Genomic DNA, 23,388 nt, shown 5'->3' with positions numbered 1-23,388 from the left:
GGAGTGCACGTGACCGACCATCAGGATCTCGGCTGGCTGCTGGACGCCTTCGCCTCGCGCGCCACCGAGGTCAGCCACGCGATCGCCATCTCCAGCGACGGCCTGATGGTGGCCGCCACCCGGGGGCTCCCGCCCGACCGGGCCGACCAGCTGGCGGCCACCGGCAGCGGGCTGGTGAGCCTGCTCCGCGGCGCGGCGGCCTTCTTCGACGCCGGCGCGGTGATCTCCAACGTCACCCAGCTCGAGGGCGGCTTCATGTTCTCCATGGCCTTCAACGACGGCGCCTCGCTGCTCGTGCTCGCCGACCCGCAGTGCGACGTCGGCAAGGTCTCCTACGAGATGACCGAGCTGGCGAACCGCATCGGCGACGCCCTGACCCCCGCGGCGCGGGCGGCCCTGAGCCGCAGCCGCTGACCTCCTCCGGCGCCCCCACGCCGGACACCCCACCCCTCACGGAGGAACGAACATGTCCCTGACCATGCCCCGGCGCAGCCGTGCCCGCACCGCGGCGCTGCTCGCCCTCGTCCTGCTCGCCGCGCCCGCGTGCGCCGACGACGAGGGCGGCGCCGGCTCCGGCGGATCCGTCAAGATCGGCCTGCTGGCGTCGCTCTCCGGCACGTACCAGGCGGTCGGCAAGGACATCCGCGACGGCTTCCAGCTCTACCTGTCCAACCACGACGGCAAGCTCGGCGGCCGGACGGTGGAGCTCGTGGTCGCCGACGAGGGCAACGGCGCGGCGACCGCGGTGCCGGCCGCCACGAAACTGCTGAAGCAGGACCGGGTGGTCGCGCTCACCGGCATCGTCGGCGGTGGCTCGGTGGCGGCGGTCTACCCGCTGCTCAACGAGACGAAGGTGCCGTTCGTCGGCTCCAACGGCCGGCCGGAGCTGAAGGACGTCTCCCGGGTCTGGCACACCTCCTACCTGTCCGACGAACCGGGGGAGGCGATCGCCCAGCACGTCCGCGACGACGTCAAGGGCAGCGTCTACGCCATCGGCCCGGACTACCAGGGCGGCTGGGACGAGCTGCGCGGCTTCACCGAGGCGTTCGCCAGGGCCGGCGGCCGGCTGGCCAACCCGGACGGGAAGGCCACCTTCACCCCGTTCCCGACGACCACCAACTTCACCCCGTACTTCGCGCGGATCAAGGCCTCCGGGGCGGACGCCGTCTACACGTTCTACGCCGGCAGCGCGGCCGTCGACTTCGTCAAGCAGTACGCCCAGTCGGAGGTGAGGGACCTGCCGCTGTACGCCGCCGGCTTCCTGACCGAGGGCGGGGTGCTCAACGCGCAGGGCGAGGCCGCGCGGGACATCTACTCGGTGCTCAACTACTCGCCGGACCTCGACAACGCGGAGAACCGCGAGTTCGTGGCCGCCTGGAAGGCCGAGCACGACGGCTCCCCGACGACGTACGCCATGGCCTCCTACGACGCGGCGGCCGTGCTGGACCGGGCCGTCGCGGCGGCCGGGGACGACCCGACGCCGGAACGCGTCAACGCGGCCATCGGCCAGCTCGGCCAGATCGCCAGCCCGCGCGGCACCTGGCAGTTCTCGCCGACCACCCACGCGCCCGTGCAGAAGTGGTACCTGCGCCAGGTGCGCCAGGACGGCCGGGCGCTGTCGAACACCGTGGTGGGCGATCTCGCCACCGTCGGCGGGTGACCGCGGTGGCCGCCGGCATCCGGTTCGACCCGTACGTCGTCCCCGCCCTGGACGGGGTCGCCTACGGGCTGCTGGTCTTCGTCGCCGCCGCGGGGCTGGTGCTCTGCTTCGGCGTCGCCGGCATCCTGAACCTGGCGCACGGCACGCTCTACGCGATAGGCGGCTACGCGGCTGCCGCGCTGCTCGACGGCGGCTGGCCGAGCCTGGCGCTGGCGCTGGCCGTCGGGGTGGTGGCCGCCACCGCGTCCGGCGCGCTGGTCGCCGGGCTGCTCACCCGGGTCGCCGCGCGCAACCACCTCACCCAGGCGCTGCTGACCTTCGGGGTGGCGCTGGCCGGCGGGAGCCTGCTCGTGGGCGCCTTCGGGCCGGACGACCCGCCGGTGCGCGTCCCCGCCGCGCTGGACGGGTCGGTGGTCGTCGCCGGCCACCGCTACGCGGCGTACCGGCTGGTCTTCATCGTCGTGGCCGCGCTGCTCGCGGGCCTGCTCCACCTCGTGGTGCGGCGCACCCGGGCCGGGATGCTGGTCCGCGCGGCCGTCGACGACGCCGAGATGGTCGCCGTCCTCGGGGTGAGCCCGGCCCGCATCCGCGTCGGCGTCCTCGCGGCGGCCGGGGCGCTGGCCGGCGCCGCCGGCGTGCTCGGCGCGCCGATCATCGGCCCCGGGCCGGACACCGCCGACGCCGTGCTGCTGCTGTCCCTGGTGGTCGTCGTCCTCGGTGGCCTCGGCTCGATGACCGGCACCCTGCTCGCCGCGCTGGCCGTCGGGCAGATCCAGACCCTGGGCGTCGCGCTCGCCCCGTCCGCCGCCCCGTTCCTGCTCTTCGCCGCCATGGCCGCGGTGCTCGCGGTACGGGCGCGGGGTCTCGCCACGGCCCGGAGGGCGACGTGAGGCAGGGAGCCGTCCGCGCACTGCGCCGCGGTGTCGCCGCGGCGGTCGTGGCCGCCCTGGTGCTGGCCCCGTGGACGGTCGACGACTACACCGTCGCGCTGCTCGCCCGCACCCTGGCGCTCGGCCTGGTGGCGGTGAGCGTCGCGCTGCTCACCGGGGTCGCCGGCCTGCCCACCCTCGGCCAGACCGCGCCCTACGCGGCGGGCGCCTACGCCAGCGCGGTCGTCGGCAGCCACCTCTCCGACGTCGGCCTCGTGCACCTGGGCGTCGCGGCGGTGGCCGGGGCGGCGCTGGCCGGCGTGACCGTGCCGCTGGTGGTCTCCGCGCGGGGCGTGGTGCTCCTGATGATCACCCTGGCGGTGGGCGAGCTCGCGGTGACCGTCGTCGGGCGCTGGCGGTCGGTGACCGGCGGCACCGACGGCCTGGCCGGCGTCCCGGCCGCCCGTCCACTGTGGGGGCTGCCGGTGCTGGCCACCGACCGGGCGCGCTACCTGTACACCCTGGTGGTCGTCGCGGTCCTCGCCGGCGTGGTGCTGCTGGTGCTGCGTACCCGGGTCGGGCTGCTGCTGCGGGCCGGCCGGGACGACGAGGCGCGGCTGCGGGCCAGCGGCCACCGGGTGCCGGTCCACGTCGCCGGCGTGCACGTCGCCGCCGGGGCCGTCGCGGGCGCCGCGGGCTCGCTGCTCGTGGTGGCCCAGCAGTTCGTCTCGCCGGCCGACTTCGGCTTCGACACCTCCGCCCTGCTGCTGCTCGGCGTGGTCATCGGGGGCACCGCCTCGGTCGGCGGCGCGCTGGTCGGGGCCGCGCTCGTCGTGGCCGGCCGGGACTGGCTGTTCGGCGCGCTCCCCGGGCAGGCGCCCCTGGTGCTCGGGCTGGCTTTCGTCGCCGCTGTCCACCTGCTCCCCGACGGCGGGCGTCGGCCGCCGGCACGCGGCCGGCTGCTCCCGGCCGTCCCGGCCCGCCGTCCCGCACCGGACCGCCCGACGCCGACGGGAGTACGCGCATGACCCCGCTGCTGTCCGCCCAGCAGATCACCGTCCGGTACGGGTCGCTGGCCGCGCTCGACGGCGTCGACCTGCGGATCGAACCCGGCCAGCGGCACGCGCTCATCGGGCCGAACGGCGCCGGCAAGACGACGTTGCTGGACGTGCTCGCCGGGTCCACCCGGGCCGGCGGCGGCCGGGTGCTGCTGGCCGGCCGGGACGTCACCCGGCGGGGCCCGGCCGCCCGGGCCCGCCGGGGCATCGGGCGGATCCACCAGCGCCCCGCCGTCTGGTCGACGCTGACCGTGCGGGAGAACGTGCTGGTCGCCGCCCTGCCGAGGGCGGTGCGGCCGGGCCGCTGGCGCCCGTCCGCGCGGCGGCGGGCGGCCGGGCGGACGGCCGACGCGCTGCTGGCCCGGGTGGGCCTGGACGAGATCGCCGCGTTCCCCGCCGGCCAGCTCGCCCACGGGCAGCGCCGGCAGGTGGAGATCGCCATGGGGCTGGCCGGCCGGCCCCGGCTGCTGCTGCTCGACGAGCCGGCCGCCGGGCTGTCCGCCGTCGAGGTCGCGTGGCTCGGGGAGTTCCTGCGGACACTGCCGCGCGCGGTCGGGGTGCTGCTGGTGGAGCACCGGCTGGACCTGGTCTACGCGCTCTGCGACACGGTGACCGTGCTGCGCGACGGCCGGACGCTGGCCACCGGCACACCGGCACAGATCCGCGCCTCCGGCCCGGTCCGCGAGGCGTACGCCGAGGGGGTGGCCTGATGCTGCGCATCGACCGGCTCTGCGCCGGCTACGCGGGCGGCACGGTGCTGCACGAGGTCAGCCTCGCCGTGCGGACCGGCACCGTCCAGGCCGTGGTGGGCCGCAACGGCGCGGGCAAGAGCACGCTGGTGCACAGCGTGGCCGGCCTGGTGCGGCCCTACGCCGGCGCCATCGAGGTCGGCGGCGTGCCGGTGGCCGGCCGGCAGCCGCACCGGATCGCCCGCTCCGGGGTCGGTCTCGTGCCGCAGGGCCGCCGGGTGTTCTCCCGGCTGACCGTGGCCGAGCATCTGGTCCTGGCGGCCGCGCCGTGGCGGGCCGCGACACCCGGCGGCGAGGGCTGGACGGTGACCCGGGTCCTGGAGCTGCTGCCCCGCCTCGGGGCCCGGCTGCGCCACCGCGGCGACCAGCTGTCCGGTGGCGAACAGCAGATGCTGGCCATCGCCCGGGCCCTGCTCGGCCAGCCCCGGCTGCTGCTGCTCGACGAGCCGTGCGAGGGGCTGGCCCCCGACCTGGCGGCCCGGGTGCGGGACCTCGTCGGCACGCTGGCCCGGGCCGGGCTCACCGTGCTCCTCGTGGAGCAGCAGCTCCGGCACGCCGTCGAGGTGGCCGACCGGGTCGCGGTGCTGGAGTACGGCCGGGTGGTCTACGACCGGCCGGCGCACGAGGTCCGGGCCGACCCGGACGTCCTGGCGGCGATGCTCAGCGTCGCCGCGGTCCCGGAGCCGCCGGCTCCCCGACCGGTGCCCGGGCTGTGGCCCGACGCCGGGCGCCTGACCCGACCCGCTGCGACAGGGATGAGGAACGATGCCGACCCACGTCCATGACACCGACTACGCCTTCGACAACGGCTCCCCGGAGGCCGTGCCCCAGCTGCGGGCGCTGGAGTCCTTCCTGGATCCGATCACCGCGCGCCGGATCGCCCCGCCGGTGCTCGCGCCGGGCGGCACGTGCTGGGAGGTCGGCGCCGGCGGCGGCTCGGTCGCCCGCAGCCTGGCCCGGGCGGTCGGCCCGGGCGGCCAGGTGGTGGCGACCGACCTGGACACCGCGCATCTCACCCCGACCGACAACCTCGACGTACGGCGGCACGACGTGCGTACCGAGCCGCCGCCCGGCGACGCCTTCGACCTGATCCACGCGCGGCTCGTGCTGCTGCACCTGCCGGAGCGGCGGCGCGTGCTGGCCTCGCTCGCCGGCGCCCTGGCCCCCGGCGGGTGGCTGGTGGTCGAGGAGTTCGACTGCACCGCGCCGCTGCGGGTGCTGACCGCGCCGAGTGACGACGCGGCGAAGCTCTTCGCCCAGGTCACGGACGCGATGCTCGACATCCTCCAGGGCCACGGCGCGGACCTGGCCTGGGCGCAGGACGTGCACGGGGAACTGGTGGCGGCCGGGCTGGTCGAGGTGGACACGGTCACCCACGCGCAGAGCTGGCCCGGCGGCTCCCTCGGTGCATCGCTGTACGGGACGAACTCCCGGCAACTGGAGCCGGAACTGCTCGACGCGGGGCTGTCGCCGGGGCAGCTGGAGGCGTTCCGCCGGCTGCTGCGGGATCCGGGGTTCGCCGTGATGTCGTACCAGTTCGTGTCGACGCGGGGCCGGCGGCCGGTGCGGTGAGCGGGCGTCCCGGCGTCACCGCCCGAGGAACTCCTCGACCACCGTGACCAGCCGCACCGGGGTCTCGTACATGGCGTAGTGCCCCGCGTTGGCGAGGACCTCCAGCCGGGCGTTGGGGTAGTGGCGCAGCCAGGTCTCGCGCATCGTGTCGGCGCCCAGCGCCGGGTCGTGCTCGCCGACCACGGCGAGCGCCGGCACCGGGTTGCCCTTCACCTCGTCGGTGAAGTCGGTGCGCGCCCACGCCGTGAGGTATGCGCCGAACGCCTCCGGGGTGGAGTGGTCCAGGGAGAACCGGACCATCTCGTCCAGCCAGCGGCCGGAGAGCCGGTTGCCGGTGGTGAGGTCGATGATCGCGCGCCGGTTCGCCGGGTTGCCGGCCGCGCCGTCGAACAGGGTCCAGCCCTGGAGGTCGAACGGCACCCCGCCGGCCGGGACCGGGCTGATCCCGACGAGGCGGTCCACCCGGCCCGGGGCGTCGGCGAGGACCCGCTGGGCGGCGCTGCCGCCCATCGAGTGCCCGACCACCGAGAAGGTGTCCCAGCCGAGCGAGTCGACAAGCGCCAGGGCGTCGCGGGAGATCTCGGCGATGGTGTGCTCACCGGCGACGCCGGCGCGCGCGCCGTACCCCCGGTAGTCCGGGAACGCCCAGGTGAAGCGCTCCACGTCGATCAGCTCCGGCAGCCAGCCCCAGCCCTGCGCCGACCCGAACCAGCCGTGCAGGGCCAACACCCGGTGCGGTCCGTGACCGACGCTGAGGTGGCTGATCGTCATGTCGGGGTTCCCTTCCGCCGGTTCGGTGTGGCGACAGTGAACGACCTGCGGGCCGTGCGCGGGAACACCGGCGTCGGAAAGGCGACGCCGCCGCTGCTGCCCGAGGTGACCGCCCGCCCCCGGCATCGGGGGCTGACGGTCACCTCGGGTCGTGCCGTCGGAAGGAGATCAGACGAGGCCGCCCATGGCCGGGTCGCTGATGCTGGGCCTGCCGTTCTCGACGTGACCGGCGTACCGGACCGTGAAGGCGGCGTCGGCGGGGAGCGTGACGGTCAGGTCGTACCAGCCGTGTGCCCGCGACACGGACCACGACGGGGACGTCGTCTCGCCCGGCTTGAGCGACAGCCTGGTCCGCCGCGACGAGTAGCGGTCGGCGACGGTCACCTCGATCCGCTTCGCGCCCCGGTTCACCAGGGTCAGGCCGACCTCGTGGTCGCGCTCGTCGTACCGGGCCCGGACGTCGACACCGGCGCCCGCGCCACCGGCGAAGCGGCGGAAGAAGCCGTTCGGGCCGTGCACCTCCAGGTTGTAGCCGGCCGTGGCGTCCCAGGTGTCGCTCACCTGCCGGCCCGGCTCGACCGTGTACGTGCGGGGCGGCTGCGCGGGATCGGCCGAGCGCACCTGGAAGACCCCGGTGGCGCCCCCGGTGTTGCGGAAGTCCAGGTGGAACGACGTGCCGGCGGCCCGCCCGTCCACGTGCAGGGTGTACGGGATGGGCCGCGCGGGCCGTACCCCGCGCTCCTGGCCGGGCAGGCGCGGATCGGCCGGCGGCACCGGGGCCTCGTCGGGCTGGCGGGTGAGGTCGACCGGCTTGAGGTCGGCGGTGTCCGGCAGCGTCACCCGCGGCGAGGCGTTCGGGGTGCGGAAGTCGAACGCGCTGGTCAGGTCGCCCACCACGGCCCGACGCCACGGCGTGATGTTGGACTCGACCAGGTCGGGGTTGCCCTTCGCGAACCGGGCCTCCAGGAAGCGGATCAGCGACGTGTGGTCGAACACCTGCGAGTTGACCCAGCCGCCCCGGGTCCACGGCGAGACGACGATCATCGGCACCCGGACGCCGAGGCCGTACGGGCCGGCGGCGCGCCGGCCGTCACCGGGGAAGATCTCGTTGGTCGTGGGCGCCGTCGACAGGCCCTCGGCGCGGCTCTGCGGCGGCGTCGGCGGGACCAGGTGGTCGAAGAAGCCGCCCTCCTCGTCGTACGTGATGAACAGGGCCATCCTGCTCCACACCTCGGGGTGGCTGGCCAGGATGTCGACGACCTGCGACATGTACCAGGCGCCGTAGTCGGGGCCCCAGTTCGGGTGCTCGCTGTAGGCCTCCGGCGCGACGATCCAGGACACCTGCGGCAGCGTCCCGTTCGCCACGTCCCGGCGGAAGTCGGCCAGCAGCGCCTCCGGGGAGCGGTCCTGGTGCACGATCTCGGTGCCGGTCTTCGCCCGGTCCGCGAGCGGCGTGCCGGGCCGGGCGTTCTGGTACTGGTGGAAGTAGAGCAGCGAGTTGTCCCCGTAGTTGCCGATGAACGGGTCGCCGGTCCACCCCCAGTAGCCCTCGGCGGTCAGTCCCAGGCCGACGTCCTGGTAGACCTTCCAGGAGACGCCGGCGCGCTCCAGCCGCTCCGGGTACGTCGACCAGTCGTAGCCCGCCTCGGCGTTGTCGATCACCGGGCCGCCGCCCCTGCCGTCGTTGCCGACCCAGCCGGTCCACATGTGGTAGCGGTTGGGGTCGGTCGAGGCCAGCACCGAGCAGTGGTAGTTGTCGCAGACGGTGAAGGCGTCCGCGAGGGCGAAGTGGTACGGGAGGTCGCCACGCGTGTGGTGGGTCATGGTGACCACGCCCTTGTTGGGCACCCACCGGTCGAACCGGCCGCCGTTCCAGGCGCCGTGGGTGTCGGCCCACCCGTGCGGCGGGTCGGGCAGGAAGGTCTGCCCGAGGTCCGGCACCTCGGGCCGGAAGGGCAGCAGGTCGGTGGCGCCGTTCGGCTGGTGCCAGACGCTCCGGCCGGAGGGCAGCGTCACCGGGTGCGGGTCCGCGAAGCCCCGGACGCCCCGCATCGTGCCGAAGAAGTGGTCGAAGGAACGGTTCTCCTGCATGAGGAAGATGACGTGCTCGACGTCCTCGATCGAACCGGTCCGGTTGTTCGCCGGGATGGCGAAGGCCTTGCTGAAGTCCACCGGCAGGGCGGCTGCCGCCACCGGAGCGCTCATCATCCTGAGGAAATTTCGACGGTCAACACTTGCCATGACAGAGCACCCACCTGACTGACGCCGAACGATTGGCGGATGCACGCTATGGGCGCCAGGTGGACCTGACGTGTCGGGAACGCGAGCGTTGCGCCAACGCCGGTCGAGCCGTCGGCCGGGACGGGTGAACAGCAAGATCCACGCACCCTGGCGAGCCTCTCGCCTCCGCCCCTTCCTCGACGCGGCGGCCCGCGCCGGCCCGGTCGACCACGGGTGCCGCCCCGCGACCCGCGCGAGGACCAGCAGCCCCCGGGTGAGCTGCACCCCGGCCGGCGTGGTGGACCGGTCCCAGGTGCGCTACTCGACCGATCGTCGCCGACCTGGACCAGGCAGCTGGTTCAGCGCAGGGGGCCGTCTCCCGGGCCGTTCGGGTCGTCGACCAGGTGCATGGCGGCCTCCTCGGCGCTGGCCCCGCCCCCGTCGACGCCGGCGTCCCAGGCGACCGAGTCCGCCTGCTCGTCCTCGCCGAAGCCCGCGTCGTCGGCGACCAGGCGCCCCGTCCGCGCCTCCTGCTCGTAGCCCCGGCGGGTCAGCTCGTCCTCGTCGTCGGCCGTCTCGGCGTACGGGTCGAGGTCCGGTTCCTCCTGGGCGAGCAGCTGCGCGAGGGACTCCCCGGTGCGCTCCTCGGCGGGGGTGGTGCCGAACCGGTTCGCCCCCGTCCAGTGGTCCGCGGCGACGATGCCGGTGTCGAGGGGGTCACCGACCCGGTCGTCGTCGAGGGTGTCCGAGGCGTCCAGGACGCCGTCGTCCTCGGCCACGTTCCACTCGTCGAAGTCGGTCCGCTCGGTCTGGCTCATGGCGATCCCTCCCTGGTCAACGCCCGGCACTGCCACCTCAGCCTAGAACCGCCGCCCGGGCCGGCAACCACCGCGGGGTGGGGTCACCGCTTCCGGCCCCGGGCCTCGCGGGCGACGATCCCGTCCGGCGGCGCGGGCGGTCCGGCTGCGTGGGCCGGAGACGGCGCGTGGTGGGTGCCGAGCGGTGATGGTGCTTTAGTAGACGCCATGCCCAACCCCGCGATCCTCACCGTCGACGACGACCCGGCCGTCTCCCGGGCGGTCGCCCGCGACATCCGGCGCCGCTACGGCGACCGCTACCGGGTGGTGCGGGCCGACTCCGCCGAGGCGGCGCTGGACGCGCTCCGCGAGCTGAAACTCCGCGGCGAGCAGGTGGCGGTGCTGATCGCCGACTACCGGATGCCGCAGATGAACGGCATCGAGTTCCTCGAGGCCGCCATGGACCTCTTCCCCGCCGCGCGCCGGGTCCTGCTGACCGCGTACGCCGACACCGACGCCGCGATCAACGCGATCAACGTGGTCGACCTCGACCACTACCTGCTCAAGCCGTGGCACCCGCCGGAGGAGAAGCTCTACCCCGTGCTCGACCAGCTGCTGGAGGCGTGGACGGCCACGGCCGCCACGGCCACCCCCGAGCTGCGCGTGGTCGGGCACCGCTGGTCCGCCCCGTCGTTCAAGACGCGGGACTTCCTGGCCCGCAACCTGGTGCCGTTCCGCTGGGTGCTCGCCGACGAGCCGGAGGGCGCCGAGCTGCTCACGGCGGCCGGGGTGACGGCGAACGACGTACCCCTGGTCGTGACGGCCGACGGCAAGTCGCTGGTGCAGCCGACGACGGCCGACCTGGCCGCGCAGGTCGGGCTGGCCACGACGCCGGCCGCGGACTTCTACGACCTGGTGGTGGTCGGCGCCGGCCCGGCCGGGCTCGGCGCCGCCGTCTACGGCGCCTCGGAGGGCCTGCGGACGGTGTTGATCGAGCGGCGGGCCACCGGCGGCCAGGCCGGGCAGAGCAGCCGGATCGAGAACTACCTCGGCTTCCCCGACGGCGTGTCCGGCGCGCAGCTGACCGACCGGGCCCGCCGGCAGGCACTGCGGTTCGGCGCCGAACTGCTCAGCGCCCGCGAGGTGGTCTCCCTGGAGGACGCGGGCGGGGCGCGCGTGCTCCGGTTCGCCGACGGCAGCAGCGTCGCCGCGCACACGGTGGTGCTCGCCACCGGCGTCTCCTACCGGATGCTGCCCGCGCCGGGGCTGGCCGAGCTGACCGGCCGGGGCTGCTTCTACGGGTCGGTGGCCAGCGAGGCGCCGAGCTGCTCGGGGGAGGACGTCTACATCGTCGGCGGGGCGAACTCGGCCGGCCAGGCCGCCGTGCACTTCTCCCGGTACGCCCGCCGGGTGCACCTGCTGATCCGCGGCGACGACCTGACCCGGTCGATGTCCAGCTACCTCATCGACCAGATCGCCCGGATCGACACCATCGAGGTCCACCCGCACACCGAGGTGGTCGGCGGCGCCGGGCAGGAGCACCTCGAAGAGGTGACCCTGCGCGACACCCGCACCGGCGAGACCCGGCGCGCCGGCACCTCCTGGCTCTTCGTGTTCATCGGCGCGGAGCCGCACACCGACTGGCTCGACGGCGCGGTCGCCCGGGACAGCCGGGGCTTCGTCCTCACCGGGCCGGACCTGACCCGTGGGGGCCGCCGGCCCGCCGGCTGGGGCCTGCCGCGCGACCCGTACCACCTGGAGTCCAGCATGCCCGGCGTCTTCGCCGCCGGTGACGTGCGGGCCGAGTCGGTGAAGCGGGTGGCCTCGGCCGTGGGCGAGGGCGCCATGGCGGTGTCGCTCGTGCACCGCTACCTGGAGGCACAGTGACCACCGAGACCGACCGGCTCACGCCGGAGGAGCTGCGGCGCCTCTTCCTCTTCGAGTCGCTCACCCCGGAGCAGCTCGCGCACCTGGCCGAGCACGGCCGGGTGGAGCGACGCCGCGCCGGCGAGGCGGTCTACGTCGAGGGCGAGCCGGCGAGCTGCTTCTACGTGCTGCTCGACGGCACCGTCACCCTGCACCGCCGGGTGCAGGGCGACGAGGTCGAGATCAGCCGGACCAGCCAGCCCGGCGTCTACGGCGGCGCCATGCAGGCGTACGTGGGCGACCTGGCCGAGCAGCGCTACCTGAACAGCCTCTTCGCGGTGACCGACTGCGCCGTCTTCGCGCTCCCCGCCCAGATCATCGCCGACGCGATGCGCAGCTGGTTCCCGATGGCCACCCACCTGCTGGAGGGGCTGTTCGTCGGGATGCGCAACACGCAGACCATCGTCGGCGAGCGGGAGCGGCTGCTGGCCCTGGGCGCCCTCTCGGCCGGCCTCACGCACGAGCTCAACAACCCGGCGGCGGCCGCGGTGCGGGCCACCTCGGCGCTGCGCGGCCGGGTCGCGAAGATGCGGCACAAGCTCGCCATGATCGCCGACGGCCGGCTCGACGGCCGGCGCCTGCACGACCTCGTGGCGTTGCAGGAGGAGGCGGTGAAGCGGGCCGCCGCCGCGCCCGCGCTCACGCCCCTGGCCGCCAGCGACGCCGAGGACGAGCTGGCCGACTGGCTCGACGACCACGGCGTCCGGGGCGCCTGGGAGCTGGCTCCGACGCTGGTCGCCGGGGGCATCGACAGCGGGTGGCTCGGCCAGGTCGACGCCGCGGTCGGCGCCGACGACCTGGAGTCGGCGATCCACTGGATCACGTACACCATCGACACCGAGCTGCTCATGGGCGAGATCGACGACGCCGTCACCCGGGTCTCCGGGCTGGTCGGCGCGGCGAAGCAGTACTCCCAGCTGGACCGCGCGCCCTACCAGACCGTCGACGTGCACGACCTGCTGGACGCCACCCTGGTCATGCTCCAGGCCAAGATCCCGGCCGGCGTGCGGGTGGTGAAGGAGTACGACAAGGCCCTGCCGCCCGTGCCGGCGTACGCCGCCGAGCTGAACCAGGTCTGGACCAACCTCATCGACAACGCGCTGGGCGCCATGGCCGGCAGCGGCACGCTGACCCTCCGGACCGGCCGCAAGGAGGACCGCCTGATCGTGGAGGTCCGCGACACCGGCGCCGGCATCCCGCCGGAGATCCGGCCGCGCATCTTCGAGCCGTTCTTCACCACGAAGCCCGTCGGCGAGGGCACCGGCCTCGGGCTGGACATCTCCTATCGCATCGTCGTCAACAAGCACCACGGGGACATCCGGGTGCAGTCCGAACCCGGCGACACCCGGTTCGTCGTGCTGCTGCCGCTGGCGCCGGCCTGACCGGTCGCCTCAGAACAGCGTCGACGGGGCGACGGGCGCCGGCTCGGGCAGCGGCGCGACCCCGGGCAGGCGTGCCCGGACCTGGTCGTGGAAGCGGCGGGCGAGGTCGGGCGCGTCGGCGTTGTCCGGGGTGTGCACGAACACGGTCGGCGAGCGGCCCTCGCGCAGCCAGCCGGTCACCACGTCGAGCCACGGCTGCCAACCCTCGACCGTCCGGGCGGGGTCGTCCCGGCCCAGGTAGCGGACGATCGGCCGGTCGGTCAGCGCCCGCGTCCGCAGCGGGAGGCGGGGCTTCTTCAGCCACGCCTCCCGTTCCGCGTCGCTGGTCGGCGGGGTACGGAAGAACGCGGTGGTGTCGAAGGGGATCCACTCCGCGTCGGCCCGGGCCAGCGTCTCCTCCAGGGCGCGTACCGCGCCGGGGTCGGTGAAGAACGCGGGGTGGCGGACCTCCACGGCGTACCGGTGGGTGGTGGGCAGGCCGCGCAGGAAGCGGGCCAGCGCGGGCACGTCGCCGGGGCCGAACGAGCCCGGCAGCTGCACCCAGAGGGCGTGCGCCCGCGGGCCGAGGGGTTCGACGGCGTCCAGGAAGGCCCGCAGCTCCGCGTCGGCGCCGGTGAGCCGGCGCTCGTGCGTGACGACCTTCGGCAGCTTGGGCACGAACCGGAAGCCGGGATCGGTCTGCCGGGCCCAGGACGCCACCGTCTCCCGGGTCGGGGTCGCGTAGAAGGTGGTGTTCCCCTCGACCGCCGTGCACCACTCGGCGTAGGCGCGCAGCCGCTCGTGGGCCGGCAGCGGGTGCGCCAGGAAACGCCCCTGCCAGGACCTGTGCGTCCACATGGCGCAGCCCACGTGCAGGCGCATCCGACCCTCCCACCGCTCGACCGCCCGGCGCGGCCACCCACGCCGCGGCAACGGTATCCGGCGCCGGGGCTGCCGCCGGGTTCGACCGGGCCGCCGCTGCCGGTGTGCGCCGACCCGGCCGGCCACCCCTTCTGCGTCTTCGTCGCCTGAGCCGGGGTGGCTCGCCGGCCCCGGGCGCCGTCCGGTCCGCTCAGCCGCGCCCGGTGCCGTCGGCGAGCAGCCGGCCGGCGGTGCGGCGGCGTTGCTGCTTGGCCAGGTAGAGCCGCTGGTCGGCGACGTGCAGCAGCCGGTCGAGGCTGTCGCCGTCGTACGGGGCGGTGGCCGAGCCGACGCTGACGCCGGCCAGCCCCCGGACCGCCGCCTCGATCCGGGCCGCCGTGGCCCGTGCCGAGTCCCGGTCGGCGTCGCCGAGCACCACCACGAACTCGTCGCCGCCGATCCGGGCCACGGCGTCCTCGGCCCGCAGCACGTTCCGGGTCGTCGCCACCACCCGGCGGAGCAGGTCGTCGCCGGCGGCGTGCCCGAGGCGGTCGTTTACCAGCTTGAAGTCGTCCAGGTCGAGACAGAGCAGGGACGGGCCGGGGCGGCAGCCGGTGTGGAACAGGAACGTCGCCAGTTCGGCCAGGCCACGCCGGTTCAGGGCGCCGGTGAGCGGGTCCAGGGACGCCAGGGCGCGCAGCTGCGACCGCTGCCGGGCGAGGGTCCGGGTCTGCGTGGAGCAGACCGAGACGAGGACCAGCATGCCGGCCAGGTAGACGAACACGTGACCGGCGGGGGCCGGCGGGCCGGCGACGGCGACGACGACGTACGACCCGACGGTGAGCACCTCCAGCCCCACCATGAGCCGCAGGTGCGGGGTGTAGCCGGCCACGAACACGGCCGTGGTCACGAATCCGAGCGCCGCCGGCGAGGTGACTCCGCCGTCCCAGTGCGCGCCGAGCGCCGCGACCACCAGCGTGATCATCAGGAGGGTGAACGAGACCCGGTAGCCGGACGCCTTCGTGGTCACGCGGGTCGCCGCCCAGGAACCCACGACGCCGGCGGCCAGGCCGCAGCCGTACGCCGTGAGCATGAGCCCCCGGTTCGGCCCGGTGAGCGTCATGAGGCAGTAGACGACGGCGACCGCGTGGGAGACCGCGTGCAGGGCCGCGCTGATCAGCGTGCGGCGGCGGCGCTCCCTCATCCCGCCGTCCACCGTGCCCCCGGCCCTCGGCCGCGCGCGCTGATGCGGGCGCGACGTCGCCCAGCCGGCGCACCCGCGCCGACCGCCGATGTGGACGCCACTCGGATGAGGCAGCTCACCACGTCGAAATTCAATGGCGTGCATCAACCGGCCGTCAAGAGACAGGCCGTTAACCACCTGTTCATATGACGCAGGGGAGCGCCCAGGTCACCCAGGGCTGACGGTCGGGCGCCGGCACCGGTGGCGCCGGCGCCCGACCGTGGCCGTCACCGCTTGGCGTGTTCCTTGGCCATCTGCGGCTTTTCACCCTTGCCGACCCGCCGCAGCGCGTCGCGCAACTCCTGCTCGGTCATCTTGGAGTTTCCCTCGATGCCCGCGCTGTGGGCCTGCTGCCGCATCTCGTGCAACCGATCACGGTCGCCCATTGTCGAACTCCCTCCGTGGGCTGGCGCGGGCGGCTCCGCGCGCCACTCCGACGTCGGCTTCCCGAGCCGCCCGGGAACAAACGGCCTCAGCCCCGGTCGCGGTGTCGGGGACGAGCAGTCTCTGCCAGTTGCTCACCCGGTGCGCCTGCCCGGCCGGCCCGTGCCCACACCGCCCGGCTCGGGCGCCCCGTCACCGCCCAGCGCCTCCGGTCCGTCGGTGAGCACGGGCAGGTCGCCGGCGGCCAGGTCGAGGCGGGGCCGCAGGTGCCGGACGCGGTGCCGCCAGCGCCCGTGTTCGTACGCCGTGTCGACCTCCACCTCGACGACGAGGTCGTGGCGCACCGGCGTGTACGGCAGCGGCGGCGCCGGGTTCAGCTGACCGGTCCACCCGCCGGGCAGTGGCTCCGGCCAGGGGTGGCCCTGCGCGGCGGCCGGCCGGAGCAGCCCGGCGAGTTCGCGGCGCTGCTGCCGGCGCAGCGGGTGGGTCCGTCCCAGGTAGCGCAGGCGCCCCCGGTCGTCGCACCGGCCGACGAGGAGCGTGTCCGGGTCGGTCACCGGGCCCGTGACGCCGCCGACGAGGGTCTCCACGGTGCGGTGGGCGCGAACCTTCTGCCAGCCCCGCCGACCCGGCTCGTACCGGCCGTCGCGCCGCTTGACGACGATCCCCTCGACGCCGGCGTCGGTCCACGTCCGGAGCCACTCCCGGGCCTCCGCGAGGTTCCCGGTCTGCGGGCAGAGGACGAGTCCCGGGGGCGCGCCGTCGAGCAGCCGCGCGAGCCGGTCCCGCCGTTCGGCCAGCGGGAGGTCGAGCAGGGGCTCCCCGCCCGGGTCGCTGAGCAGGTCGAAGGCCACGAAGTGCGCGGGATGGCGGTCGGCCAGCGCGGCGAGTCCACGCCCGGCGGTCACCCGCCGCTGGAGCAGCGCGAAGTCGGTGCGGCCCTCCGCCCACACGATCAGCTCGCCGTCGAGCACCGTGCCGGCGGGCAGGGACCGCAGCGTCGCGGTGACGTCGGGGAAGTAGCCGGTGAGATCCCGGCCGGCCCGGGACTGCAGGCGCACTCCCGCCGCGTCGCGGAACGCCACGGCCCGCCACCCGTCCCACTTCGGCTCGTACGCCAGGTGCGGGCCGGTGGGCAGCTCCGCCACCGGCGCGGCGAGCATCGGGGTGAGCGGTGGTCGCAGCATGGGGTCTCCGTGGATCGCCCGGCGGTCAACCCCGGGCGAGGGGCCCGTGTGACGGCCCCTGGTCGGCTCCGGCGCGGTTACCCGGGCAGCGGCCCGGCGAACGTCCGCCCTGTCGAAGGCGTCGCTCCGACGCGCCACCCGTGACGCTCCCACCGAAACCACCCAGAGCGCCGATCACCCGCCGGCTCTCGGGCGTTCGACCCGGACGGGGTCGCCGCGGACCAGCTCGTCGTGGACCCGCCACCGGTCGGCGGTGAGGGCGTGCCGGGCCGCGTCGTCGGCCTGCGCGATCCGCCGGCGCAGCAACTCGACGGCGATCCGGCGGTTCAGGCTGAACTGCCGCTCGGTGTCGACCACGACCACGGTGCCCGAGGGGCGGTGGGTGGCCCGGACCGCCGTGCTGGCCTTGTTCCGGTGCTGACCGCCGGGTCCGCCGGTGCGCACGGCCACCACCTCGACGTCCGTCTCGGCGAACGTCGAGACCGGGGCGTCCACCTGGCACGGTCGGGCGGTCACGTACCAGTTCCGGCGCCCGCTGCCGGCCCGGTACGGGCTACGCGCCTGCCAGCACAGGGTGCCGGTCCAGCCGGCGGCGAACGCCGCGGCGTCGGCGCCGGAGATCCGGACCAGCACCGACCGGTAGGTGCCGGGCCGGTCCCCGGGCACCGTCTCGACCCGACGGGTGGTCAGCCCTCGCCCGGCGGCGTCGGCCTCCAGGCGGGGCAGCAGCATGGCCAGTGCCCAGGCGCACTCCTGCGGGCCCCGTCCGGCGGAGACGAGCAGGTGGACGCTCACGGCCGGCCCCGCCCGCGCCGGTTGTCCCGGCGCTCCGACCGGGGGCCGAGGTCGGGCGTCTTGTAGGTGACCAGCGGGACCGTGGTGGCCACCGGCGTGGCCAGGTCGTGCGCGACCAGGTCGCCGATCACCTGCTCGATGCGCTTGTAGGCGGTGGGTGCCTCCTCGAAGAGCAACTGGCGTTCGCCGCACACCACGACGGAGCCCAGCGGGGTGCGGCGCAGCTCCTCGACGGTGTGCTTGGCGCGGCCGCGGCGCAGCGCGTCGGCGCGGGACATCTTGCGGCCCGCGCCGTGCGCCACCGAGTGGTTGGCCGCCGGCCCGGCGTGCGCGGCCACCAGGTAGGAGGGGGTGCCCCGGGTGCCGGCGACGAGCACGTCCCGGCCGTCGCCGGGGGCCGCGCCCTTGCGGTGCAGGTAGCACCCGTCGCGGACCTCGACCAGGTTGTGGCACTGGTCGACGATCGGCGCGGCGGGTTCCGCCCCCAGGGCGTGCGCGACCCGGGCGGCCAGCAGCCGCCGGTTGAGCGAACCCCACCGCACGGCGGCGTCGTGCCGGGCCAGGTAGGCGGCCGGGTCGGGGGCGGGGCCGGCGCCGTGCGCCTCGGTGTGCGCCCGCAGGATCCGCTCGCCCAGCCCGCGGGAGCCGCTGTGCACGACGAGGACCAGGTCGCCGGCGTCGAGCCCGAGCCGGCTCGCGTGCTCCGGCGCGAGGACGGTGCCGATCCGGGCCAGCTCGACGAAGTGGTTGCCCCGGCCGACCGTGCCGAGGCCGTCGAGGTGGCCGGCGGGGATGTCGCCGGCCACGGCGGCCCAGGCCGGGTCGTCCGCGTCCCGCTCCGGGTCCAGCGCCCGGTCCAGGTCGGGGAACCGGGCGGCCAGCCGCTCGGGTACGGCGCGCCGGAGCGCGATGGGGAACACGGCGATGCCGCAGCCGATGTCGGAGCCGACCAGGAACGGGTAGAGCAGGGTCGACGTCATGGCGGCGCCGATCGGGGCGCCCTTGCCGGGGTGCAGGTCGGGCATGCCGGCGACGTGGACCATGCCGGGGAGGGCGGCGACCTGGCGGCACTGGTCGAGGGCGGTGGACTCGATCCAGCTGCCGGCGGAGGCGAAGACGGAGACGGTGGCCGGGAGGGACGGCGGCAGGGACTCCCGCCGGGAGGGGTGCGCGGACAAGGACGCTCGTTTCTCGCGAAGGAGGCAAGGCGGACGGCAGGGGCGGCGCGGCTCGTCGCGCGCGGCCCGGGAGCTTCGAGTGCGGTCCGTCAGAACGTCATGGGCGCCAGCCTCCCGGAGTCCACGACTGGCGGCAACCGACTTTCGCCGGACCGCACTCGGATCCACCGCGGCGCACCGGAGATGGCTACGCTGCCGGCATGGCAGAGGAGGCCGTGTCGCGCGCGCCCGCGGAGGTGGCGTCCCGGTCGACCGCCGACCCGATGGTGGTGGCGGTCCGGCAGGTGCTGGCGACGATCCCGGCGGGCTGCACCTGGCTGCTGCCGGTGCGGGCGCCGGACGGCGCGGTCGTCGACTTCCTGGTCGCCGCCGCCAGCGCCCAGGGGCGGGACGTCCACGGCCGGGGCGCCGAGCGCGTCGGCCAGCGGCTCAGCGCGCTCTATCCGGGCATGGTCGCCGGCCCGCTGTGGCAGGCGTACCACGAGGTGCTGGCCACCGGGGAGTCCGCCCACCTGCCCGACTTCCGGTACGCCGGGCACGGCGCGGGCGTCGTCACCGACTCGGTCTTCGACGTGAGCGTCTACCGGGTGCTGGACGGGCTGCTGGTCTGGTGGCAGCGGCTGGACGAGCACCGGCGGCGGCTGGCGCGTACCGAGCTGCTGGGCAGCCTCGGCTGGGCCGAGTACGACCTGGTCACCGGCCGCAGCGAATGGTCCCCGGGGATGTACCGCATCTTCGAGCGCGACCCGGCGCTGGGGCCGATGTCCCGGGCCGACCAGGCCGCCGCGCTCCTCCCCGACGACCACGGCCTGCGCGAGGCAGCCTGGCAGACGCTCGACAGCGGCGCCGCGTCGGACGTCACGGTGCGGTTCCGCGCCGGCGGGACCGTCAAGTACCTCCGGATCCTGTCGGACGTGGCCCGCGACGAGGCCGGCGCGCCGGTGAAGGTCTACGCGGTGGTCCAGGACGTGACCGCCCGGGAGAACTCGCGCAGCGCCATCGAGCAGCTCAGCGACCAGTTGCGGACCCGGGAGACGACCGCGCTGGCCGAGCACCGCCTCGCCGCCCAGCTCCAGAACCTCATCCAACCGGTGCCCCGCGAGCCTGTGTCGCTGGCCGGCCTGGAGGTGCTGGTCGGCTACCTGCCGGCGGAGAGCGCGCTGCGGGTGGGCGGCGACTGGTACCACGCCGAGACGTTGCCGGACGGGTCGGTCGTCCTGGCGGTCGGCGACGTCGCCGGGCACGGGCTGGAGGCCGCCAGCGGGATGGCCCACCTGCGCTTCGCGCTGGTCGCGTGGCTCTCGATCGGCATCCGCGACCCGGCGGCGCTGCTCGGGCACATGAACCGGCTCTGCGGCCAGTTGGCGATCACCGGCACCGCCGTGATCGCGGTCTTCGACCCGGCCACCCGGCAGCTGGCCTGGGCCCGGGCCGGGCACCCGCTGCCCATGCTGTCCCGGGCGGGCGCGACCGGCGACCTCGGCCGGCCCGCCGGGATGCTGCTGGGCGCCGACCCCGCCACCCGCTACCCGGTGGTCACCACCGAGCTGCGCGGCGACGACGTGCTGCTGCTCTACACCGACGGGCTGGTGGAACGCCGCGCCGGCAACCCGGAGGATCAGGTGGCGGCGGTGCGGTCGGCCCTGTCGGCGCTCTCCGGCCGACCCGGGGCACGCCCCCTGGCCCACCTGCGCGACGCGCTGCACCGGCCCAGCCCGGACGACGACACCTGCACCCTGGCCGTCCGCGTGCTGCCCTGACCGTCCTCAGAGGTCGAATCGGACGCGCACCACGGTCCCCGCCGGACCCGGCCGGACGTCGACCTGGTCGCAGAACGTCGCCACGATGGCCAGCCCCCGGCCCCGGACGGCGTCGGCCGCCGGCATCCGGCCGGGTGTCGGGCGCGGCCCGCCCCGGTCCACGACGTCGCAGCACAGCTGCCCGGCCTCGACCCAGACCCGTACCGAGCCGCCACCGTCGGTGTGCTGGAGCGTGTTGGTGGTCAGTTCGCTCACCACCAGCGCGAGCAGGTCCACCCGGGCGGCGGTCAGCCCGCCGGCCAGCGCGCGGGCCGAGACGAACGCCCGCACGGCGGACAGGTCCGCCGCGCGCAGGTAGGGCATGGTGTCGGTCGGGACGGTGGGGTGGTCAGTCATGGGCCCGCTCCCCGGGGGCGGCCGGCACGTCCCGCGCCGTCGTCACGAGCCGGCCCCGTCCCCGGGATGCCGTAGCAGGTCGCCGACGCCGGTGAGCTCCAGCAGGGCGGCCACCGCCCCGGTGGCGTTGACCAGGTAGAGCCGGCCGTCCGCCGCCCGCGCCCGGTGGTGCGCGGCCACCAGCGCGTGGATGCCGGTGGAGTCGAGGAACTCGACCGCGGCCAGGTCGACCACCACGAGCGGAGCGCCGTCCACGGCGGCCAGCAGCGTGCCGGTCAGCCGCTCGCGGGCGGCGAGGTCGCACTCGCCGGCCAGCCGGATCACCGTGCGTCCCGGCTCGCGGGAGGTCCTCGCCCGGAAGGACGCCATGGGCAGCCCACGCTTTCTCACCTGGAGCACCGGCTCGGTCGCATCATCATGTCACCCTCCGGGGCGCCGGCGGCAACGCGCGCACCCCGGGTCCGGGCGCACCACGTCGACCGTCATCGACATCCGGTCACCGTCTCCATAGACTCCGGTCTTTCTGGTACCACGAGTCCAGGGAGGACCCACGTGTCGAGCGAAACCCGACCGCGCGCCGTACCGCCGTTGCTGGCCCGTCTCGCCGGGGTGGCGACGATCTCCGCCGCGCTGGTCGCCACCGGCGGCGTCGCCGCGTCCGCGGCGCCGGCGGCCGATCCGGCGCCCACGAAGGGCCCGTGCGCGTACACGCCGACGCCGGACGAGCCGGCCGCCCGGCCGGTGCCGCTGCCGCCGGACCCCCGCCACACGCCCGACCGGGGTACGGTCCGGGTCACGCTGCGGACCAACCAGGGGCCGATCGGGCTGACCCTCGACCGCGAGCAGGCCCCGTGCACCGTGCAGAGCTTCCTGCACCTGGCCCGGCACCGGTTCTACGACCGGACGCCCTGCCACCGGCTCACCGCGTACCCGACGCTGAAGGTGCTCCAGTGTGGTGACCCGTCCGGCACCGGCGAGGGCGGGCCGGGCTACCGGTACGCCGACGAGCTGCCGACCGACCTCCCGCCGGCGCCGACCGACCCGACCGGGGTCCGCCGCCTCTACGCCCGGGGCACCCTGGCCATGGCGAACGCCGGCCCGGACACCAACGGCAGCCAGTTCTTCCTGGTCCAGTCCGACTCGGCGCTGCGCCCCAACTACACCGTGTTCGGCACGATCGACGAGGCCGGGCTGGCCACCCTGGACCGGATCGCGGCGGGCGGCATCGCCGCCACGCCCGAGGACCCGGCGCTGATCGACGGCGCGCCGGCCCTGCCGGTGGAGATCTGCAAGGCCACCCGGGGCCGCTGAGCCACCCCCGGCGGGGCGGTGCGCCGCCCCGCCGGGACCCGCGGTGGGACGCGTCCCATCGATCGAAGGTGATGTCCGTCACGTTGGCGGCCGGGTGGCCGCGGGGTGCCGCACCGGCTGCCCGGGCGGCCGAATCCCCCGCCAGCACGGTGATCCAGCCGGTCGAACGGCCCCGAGCGAGCGTCGGTGGCCGCCCCGGTCCATCACGGACGGATGGGCGGACCGACACGCACCGTGTCGGCCCTGGGCCCGGTGCCGCTCGTCGATCGGCGGTGGAATTTGCGCCGCTCACTACCCTGTCCGTGATCCATTGCCGGGGTACCCGTCGACAGCGATAAGGGCGTCAGATGACCAACAGTTACCCCCCGTACGGGGGGCAGCCGGACCCGAACTACGGGGCGCAGCCGGACCCGAACTACGGGGGGCAGCAGCCGGGCCCGAACGTCAACCCGCAGTGGGGGCAGCCGGCCCAGCCCGGGGCGTACCCCGGCTACGGCCAGCCCGGTCAGCCCCCGCAGTTCGGCGCTCCCGTACCGCCGGCGAAGTCGAACAAGGGCCTGATCATCGGGCTCTCCGCCGGCGCCGCGGTGGTCCTGCTGGCGCTCTGCGGCGGCGGTGTCGGCCTCTTCCTCGCTGCCGGCGACGACAAGCCCGATCCGGTCGCGTCGAGCAGCAGCAACCCGGCCGGCCCGACCGCCGGGCCGTCCGCCGGAGGGTCGGAGTCGGAGACGCCGGAGCCGTCGAACAACAACGCGGTGACGGCCCGCTACTCCAGCGACATGTCCTCGGTCTGCGACGGCAGCCCGATCCTCAACGCCGCTCCGTACACCGCCGGCTCCCCGGCCAAGGCGTACACGTTCGCGAACTCGCCCGACCGGCCGTCGTACTGGTCGTCCAAGTCGATCAGCTCGGCCAAGCCGTACTACAGCAAGAGCGCCGACTTCGAGTCGGTCGCGGTGGTCGGCTGCCTGAAGGTCGTGGAGGGCAGCGAGGGTACGCCCAAGAAGTGCGACTACAAGAACAGCGACGGGAAGGTCGTCACGGTCTCCTACATCTCCTCGCGCTACGAGCTGACCTTCTACGCGGCGAAGACCGGTGAGAAGATCGGCGATGGCGGCACGGTGAGCGCCCCGGCGAACCGGTGCCCGAGCTTCATCTCGTACAACAAGCTCACCATGAAGTCGTACGCCTCTCCCGACAGCGGCACCATCGAGGCCGCGCTGGACAAGTTCCTGTCCTGAGCCGGGACCGCCCGGCCGGGTCGGCGTCTCCGCCGGCCCGGCCGGGCTT

23 protein-coding genes are annotated in these 23,388 nt (G+C 75.1%); 12 read left to right on the top strand and 11 right to left on the bottom strand.

Annotated features, from left to right (window positions below):
• The first annotated feature begins 9 nt into the window (after positions 1-9).
• From NLX85_RS02125 to NLX85_RS02095, 7 genes are read left to right on the top strand one after another with little or no spacing between them, the layout of a single operon-like run.
• Positions 10-414, top strand: a complete 405-nt coding sequence (locus NLX85_RS02125; RefSeq protein WP_091321764.1) for a roadblock/LC7 domain-containing protein — start codon at positions 10-12, stop codon at positions 412-414.
• Positions 415-466: 52 nt separating this feature from the next.
• Entirely contained in the window at positions 467-1,660 is a 1,194-nt protein-coding gene (locus NLX85_RS02120) for an ABC transporter substrate-binding protein (RefSeq protein WP_254331334.1), read from the top strand.
• Positions 1,657-2,550 carry a branched-chain amino acid ABC transporter permease gene (locus tag NLX85_RS02115; RefSeq protein ID WP_254331333.1) on the top strand — a complete coding sequence of 298 codons (894 nt, stop codon included), beginning with the start codon at positions 1,657-1,659 and terminating at the stop codon, positions 2,548-2,550. The genes NLX85_RS02120 and NLX85_RS02115 overlap by 4 nt, the downstream gene beginning before the upstream one ends.
• The gene (locus NLX85_RS02110; RefSeq protein WP_254331332.1) at positions 2,547-3,557 is read left to right on the top strand and encodes a branched-chain amino acid ABC transporter permease; all 1,011 of its coding nucleotides are present in this window, start codon (positions 2,547-2,549) and stop codon (positions 3,555-3,557) included. Before NLX85_RS02115 ends, NLX85_RS02110 begins: the two co-directional genes overlap by 4 nt.
• Positions 3,554-4,297 (top strand): ABC transporter ATP-binding protein, encoded by a 744-nt coding sequence (locus tag NLX85_RS02105; RefSeq protein WP_254331331.1) that lies wholly within the window; start codon positions 3,554-3,556, stop codon positions 4,295-4,297. The genes NLX85_RS02110 and NLX85_RS02105 overlap by 4 nt, the downstream gene beginning before the upstream one ends.
• The gene (locus NLX85_RS02100) at positions 4,297-5,121 is read left to right on the top strand and encodes an ABC transporter ATP-binding protein (protein ID WP_254331330.1); all 825 of its coding nucleotides are present in this window, start codon (positions 4,297-4,299) and stop codon (positions 5,119-5,121) included. Before NLX85_RS02105 ends, NLX85_RS02100 begins: the two co-directional genes overlap by 1 nt.
• Positions 5,102-5,908, top strand: a complete 807-nt coding sequence (locus NLX85_RS02095; RefSeq protein WP_254331329.1) for a methyltransferase domain-containing protein — start codon at positions 5,102-5,104, stop codon at positions 5,906-5,908. The genes NLX85_RS02100 and NLX85_RS02095 overlap by 20 nt, the downstream gene beginning before the upstream one ends.
• A gap of 15 nt (positions 5,909-5,923) precedes the next feature.
• On the opposite strand, the gene NLX85_RS02090 is transcribed toward NLX85_RS02095, so the two are convergent.
• The 3 genes from NLX85_RS02090 to NLX85_RS02080 all read right to left on the bottom strand — a co-directional run bounded on the left by NLX85_RS02090 (position 5,924) and on the right by NLX85_RS02080 (position 9,717).
• On the bottom strand, positions 5,924-6,679 hold the full coding sequence (locus tag NLX85_RS02090) for an alpha/beta fold hydrolase (RefSeq protein ID WP_254331328.1): 756 nt from the start codon (positions 6,677-6,679) through the stop codon (positions 5,924-5,926).
• 168 nt (positions 6,680-6,847) lie between these two features.
• Positions 6,848-8,920, bottom strand: coding sequence for a phosphocholine-specific phospholipase C (locus NLX85_RS02085; RefSeq protein WP_256566114.1), 2,073 nt, complete (start codon positions 8,918-8,920; stop codon positions 6,848-6,850).
• A 338-nt stretch (positions 8,921-9,258) separates the two neighbouring features.
• Entirely contained in the window at positions 9,259-9,717 is a 459-nt protein-coding gene (locus tag NLX85_RS02080) for a DUF5709 domain-containing protein (RefSeq protein ID WP_254331326.1), read from the bottom strand.
• Between the two features lie 207 nt (positions 9,718-9,924).
• Between NLX85_RS02080 and NLX85_RS02075 the strand changes: the two genes are divergently transcribed.
• A complete protein-coding gene (locus tag NLX85_RS02075) occupies positions 9,925-11,583 on the top strand; it encodes an FAD-dependent oxidoreductase (protein ID WP_254331325.1) in 1,659 nt (552 codons plus the stop codon).
• A complete protein-coding gene (locus tag NLX85_RS02070; RefSeq protein WP_254331324.1) occupies positions 11,580-13,004 on the top strand; it encodes an ATP-binding protein in 1,425 nt (474 codons plus the stop codon). The genes NLX85_RS02075 and NLX85_RS02070 overlap by 4 nt, the downstream gene beginning before the upstream one ends.
• 9 nt (positions 13,005-13,013) lie before the next feature.
• Here the strand turns inward: NLX85_RS02070 and NLX85_RS02065 are convergent, their stop codons facing one another.
• The 6 genes from NLX85_RS02065 to NLX85_RS02040 form a co-directional block, all read right to left on the bottom strand.
• Positions 13,014-13,841 carry a DUF72 domain-containing protein gene (locus tag NLX85_RS02065; protein ID WP_254333565.1) on the bottom strand — a complete coding sequence of 276 codons (828 nt, stop codon included), beginning with the start codon at positions 13,839-13,841 and terminating at the stop codon, positions 13,014-13,016.
• 214 nt (positions 13,842-14,055) lie between these two features.
• Positions 14,056-15,048, bottom strand: coding sequence for a GGDEF domain-containing protein (locus NLX85_RS02060; protein WP_254331323.1), 993 nt, complete (start codon positions 15,046-15,048; stop codon positions 14,056-14,058).
• Positions 15,049-15,314: 266 nt separating this feature from the next.
• On the bottom strand, positions 15,315-15,473 hold the full coding sequence (locus NLX85_RS02055; protein ID WP_254331322.1) for a hypothetical protein: 159 nt from the start codon (positions 15,471-15,473) through the stop codon (positions 15,315-15,317).
• Between the two features lie 132 nt (positions 15,474-15,605).
• Positions 15,606-16,658, bottom strand: coding sequence for an ATP-dependent DNA ligase (locus tag NLX85_RS02050; protein WP_254331321.1), 1,053 nt, complete (start codon positions 16,656-16,658; stop codon positions 15,606-15,608).
• A gap of 174 nt (positions 16,659-16,832) precedes the next feature.
• Complete coding sequence (gene prfH / locus NLX85_RS02045) at positions 16,833-17,453, bottom strand: peptide chain release factor H (RefSeq protein ID WP_254331320.1); 621 nt, start codon at positions 17,451-17,453, stop codon at positions 16,833-16,835.
• Positions 17,450-18,631, bottom strand: a complete 1,182-nt coding sequence (locus NLX85_RS02040) for an RNA ligase RtcB family protein (RefSeq protein ID WP_254331319.1) — start codon at positions 18,629-18,631, stop codon at positions 17,450-17,452. Before NLX85_RS02040 ends, prfH begins: the two co-directional genes overlap by 4 nt.
• A gap of 200 nt (positions 18,632-18,831) precedes the next feature.
• Here NLX85_RS02040 and NLX85_RS02035 point away from each other — a divergent pair, with 200 nt between their 5' ends.
• Positions 18,832-20,391: a PP2C family protein-serine/threonine phosphatase gene (locus NLX85_RS02035; protein ID WP_254331318.1), complete on the top strand. Its 1,560-nt coding sequence runs from the start codon at positions 18,832-18,834 to the stop codon at positions 20,389-20,391.
• A 6-nt stretch (positions 20,392-20,397) separates the two neighbouring features.
• On the opposite strand, the gene NLX85_RS02030 is transcribed toward NLX85_RS02035, so the two are convergent.
• Both NLX85_RS02030 and NLX85_RS02025 read right to left on the bottom strand, forming a co-directional pair.
• A complete protein-coding gene (locus tag NLX85_RS02030; RefSeq protein ID WP_254331317.1) occupies positions 20,398-20,787 on the bottom strand; it encodes an ATP-binding protein in 390 nt (129 codons plus the stop codon).
• Positions 20,788-20,829: 42 nt separating this feature from the next.
• Complete coding sequence (locus NLX85_RS02025; protein ID WP_308210636.1) at positions 20,830-21,177, bottom strand: STAS domain-containing protein; 348 nt, start codon at positions 21,175-21,177, stop codon at positions 20,830-20,832.
• A gap of 162 nt (positions 21,178-21,339) precedes the next feature.
• Between NLX85_RS02025 and NLX85_RS02020 the strand changes: the two genes are divergently transcribed.
• Positions 21,340-22,098 (top strand): peptidylprolyl isomerase, encoded by a 759-nt coding sequence (locus tag NLX85_RS02020; RefSeq protein WP_254331316.1) that lies wholly within the window; start codon positions 21,340-21,342, stop codon positions 22,096-22,098.
• Between the two features lie 347 nt (positions 22,099-22,445).
• Complete coding sequence (locus tag NLX85_RS02015) at positions 22,446-23,339, top strand: hypothetical protein (RefSeq protein WP_254331315.1); 894 nt, start codon at positions 22,446-22,448, stop codon at positions 23,337-23,339.
• Positions 23,340-23,388: the final 49 nt, after the last annotated feature.

This window comes from Micromonospora sp. A3M-1-15, from assembly GCF_024213425.1.
GTDB lineage: Bacteria > Actinomycetota > Actinomycetes > Mycobacteriales > Micromonosporaceae > Micromonospora > Micromonospora chersina.
This window is presented reverse-complemented; position numbering and strand designations above follow the sequence as displayed.

Excerpts from the sequence above, each read along its gene's own strand:
- NLX85_RS02120 (WP_254331334.1), top strand. The coding sequence starts at position 467 with ATGTCCCTGACCATGCCCCGGCGCAGCCGTGCCCGCACCGCGGCGCTG.
- NLX85_RS02105 (WP_254331331.1), top strand. The coding sequence starts at position 3,554 with ATGACCCCGCTGCTGTCCGCCCAGCAGATCACCGTCCGGTACGGGTCG.
- NLX85_RS02100 (WP_254331330.1), top strand. The coding sequence starts at position 4,297 with ATGCTGCGCATCGACCGGCTCTGCGCCGGCTACGCGGGCGGCACGGTG.
- NLX85_RS02095 (WP_254331329.1), top strand. The coding sequence starts at position 5,102 with ATGCCGACCCACGTCCATGACACCGACTACGCCTTCGACAACGGCTCC.
- NLX85_RS02090 (WP_254331328.1), bottom strand. The coding sequence starts at position 6,679 with ATGACGATCAGCCACCTCAGCGTCGGTCACGGACCGCACCGGGTGTTG.
- NLX85_RS02085 (WP_256566114.1), bottom strand. The coding sequence starts at position 8,920 with ATGGCAAGTGTTGACCGTCGAAATTTCCTCAGGATGATGAGCGCTCCG.
- NLX85_RS02080 (WP_254331326.1), bottom strand. The coding sequence starts at position 9,717 with ATGAGCCAGACCGAGCGGACCGACTTCGACGAGTGGAACGTGGCCGAG.
- NLX85_RS02075 (WP_254331325.1), top strand. The coding sequence starts at position 9,925 with ATGCCCAACCCCGCGATCCTCACCGTCGACGACGACCCGGCCGTCTCC.
- NLX85_RS02065 (WP_254333565.1), bottom strand. The coding sequence starts at position 13,841 with ATGTGGACGCACAGGTCCTGGCAGGGGCGTTTCCTGGCGCACCCGCTG.
- NLX85_RS02060 (WP_254331323.1), bottom strand. The coding sequence starts at position 15,048 with ATGAGGGAGCGCCGCCGCCGCACGCTGATCAGCGCGGCCCTGCACGCG.
- NLX85_RS02055 (WP_254331322.1), bottom strand. The coding sequence starts at position 15,473 with ATGGGCGACCGTGATCGGTTGCACGAGATGCGGCAGCAGGCCCACAGC.
- NLX85_RS02050 (WP_254331321.1), bottom strand. The coding sequence starts at position 16,658 with ATGCTGCGACCACCGCTCACCCCGATGCTCGCCGCGCCGGTGGCGGAG.
- NLX85_RS02035 (WP_254331318.1), top strand. The coding sequence starts at position 18,832 with ATGGCAGAGGAGGCCGTGTCGCGCGCGCCCGCGGAGGTGGCGTCCCGG.
- NLX85_RS02030 (WP_254331317.1), bottom strand. The coding sequence starts at position 20,787 with ATGACTGACCACCCCACCGTCCCGACCGACACCATGCCCTACCTGCGC.
- NLX85_RS02015 (WP_254331315.1), top strand. The coding sequence starts at position 22,446 with ATGACCAACAGTTACCCCCCGTACGGGGGGCAGCCGGACCCGAACTAC.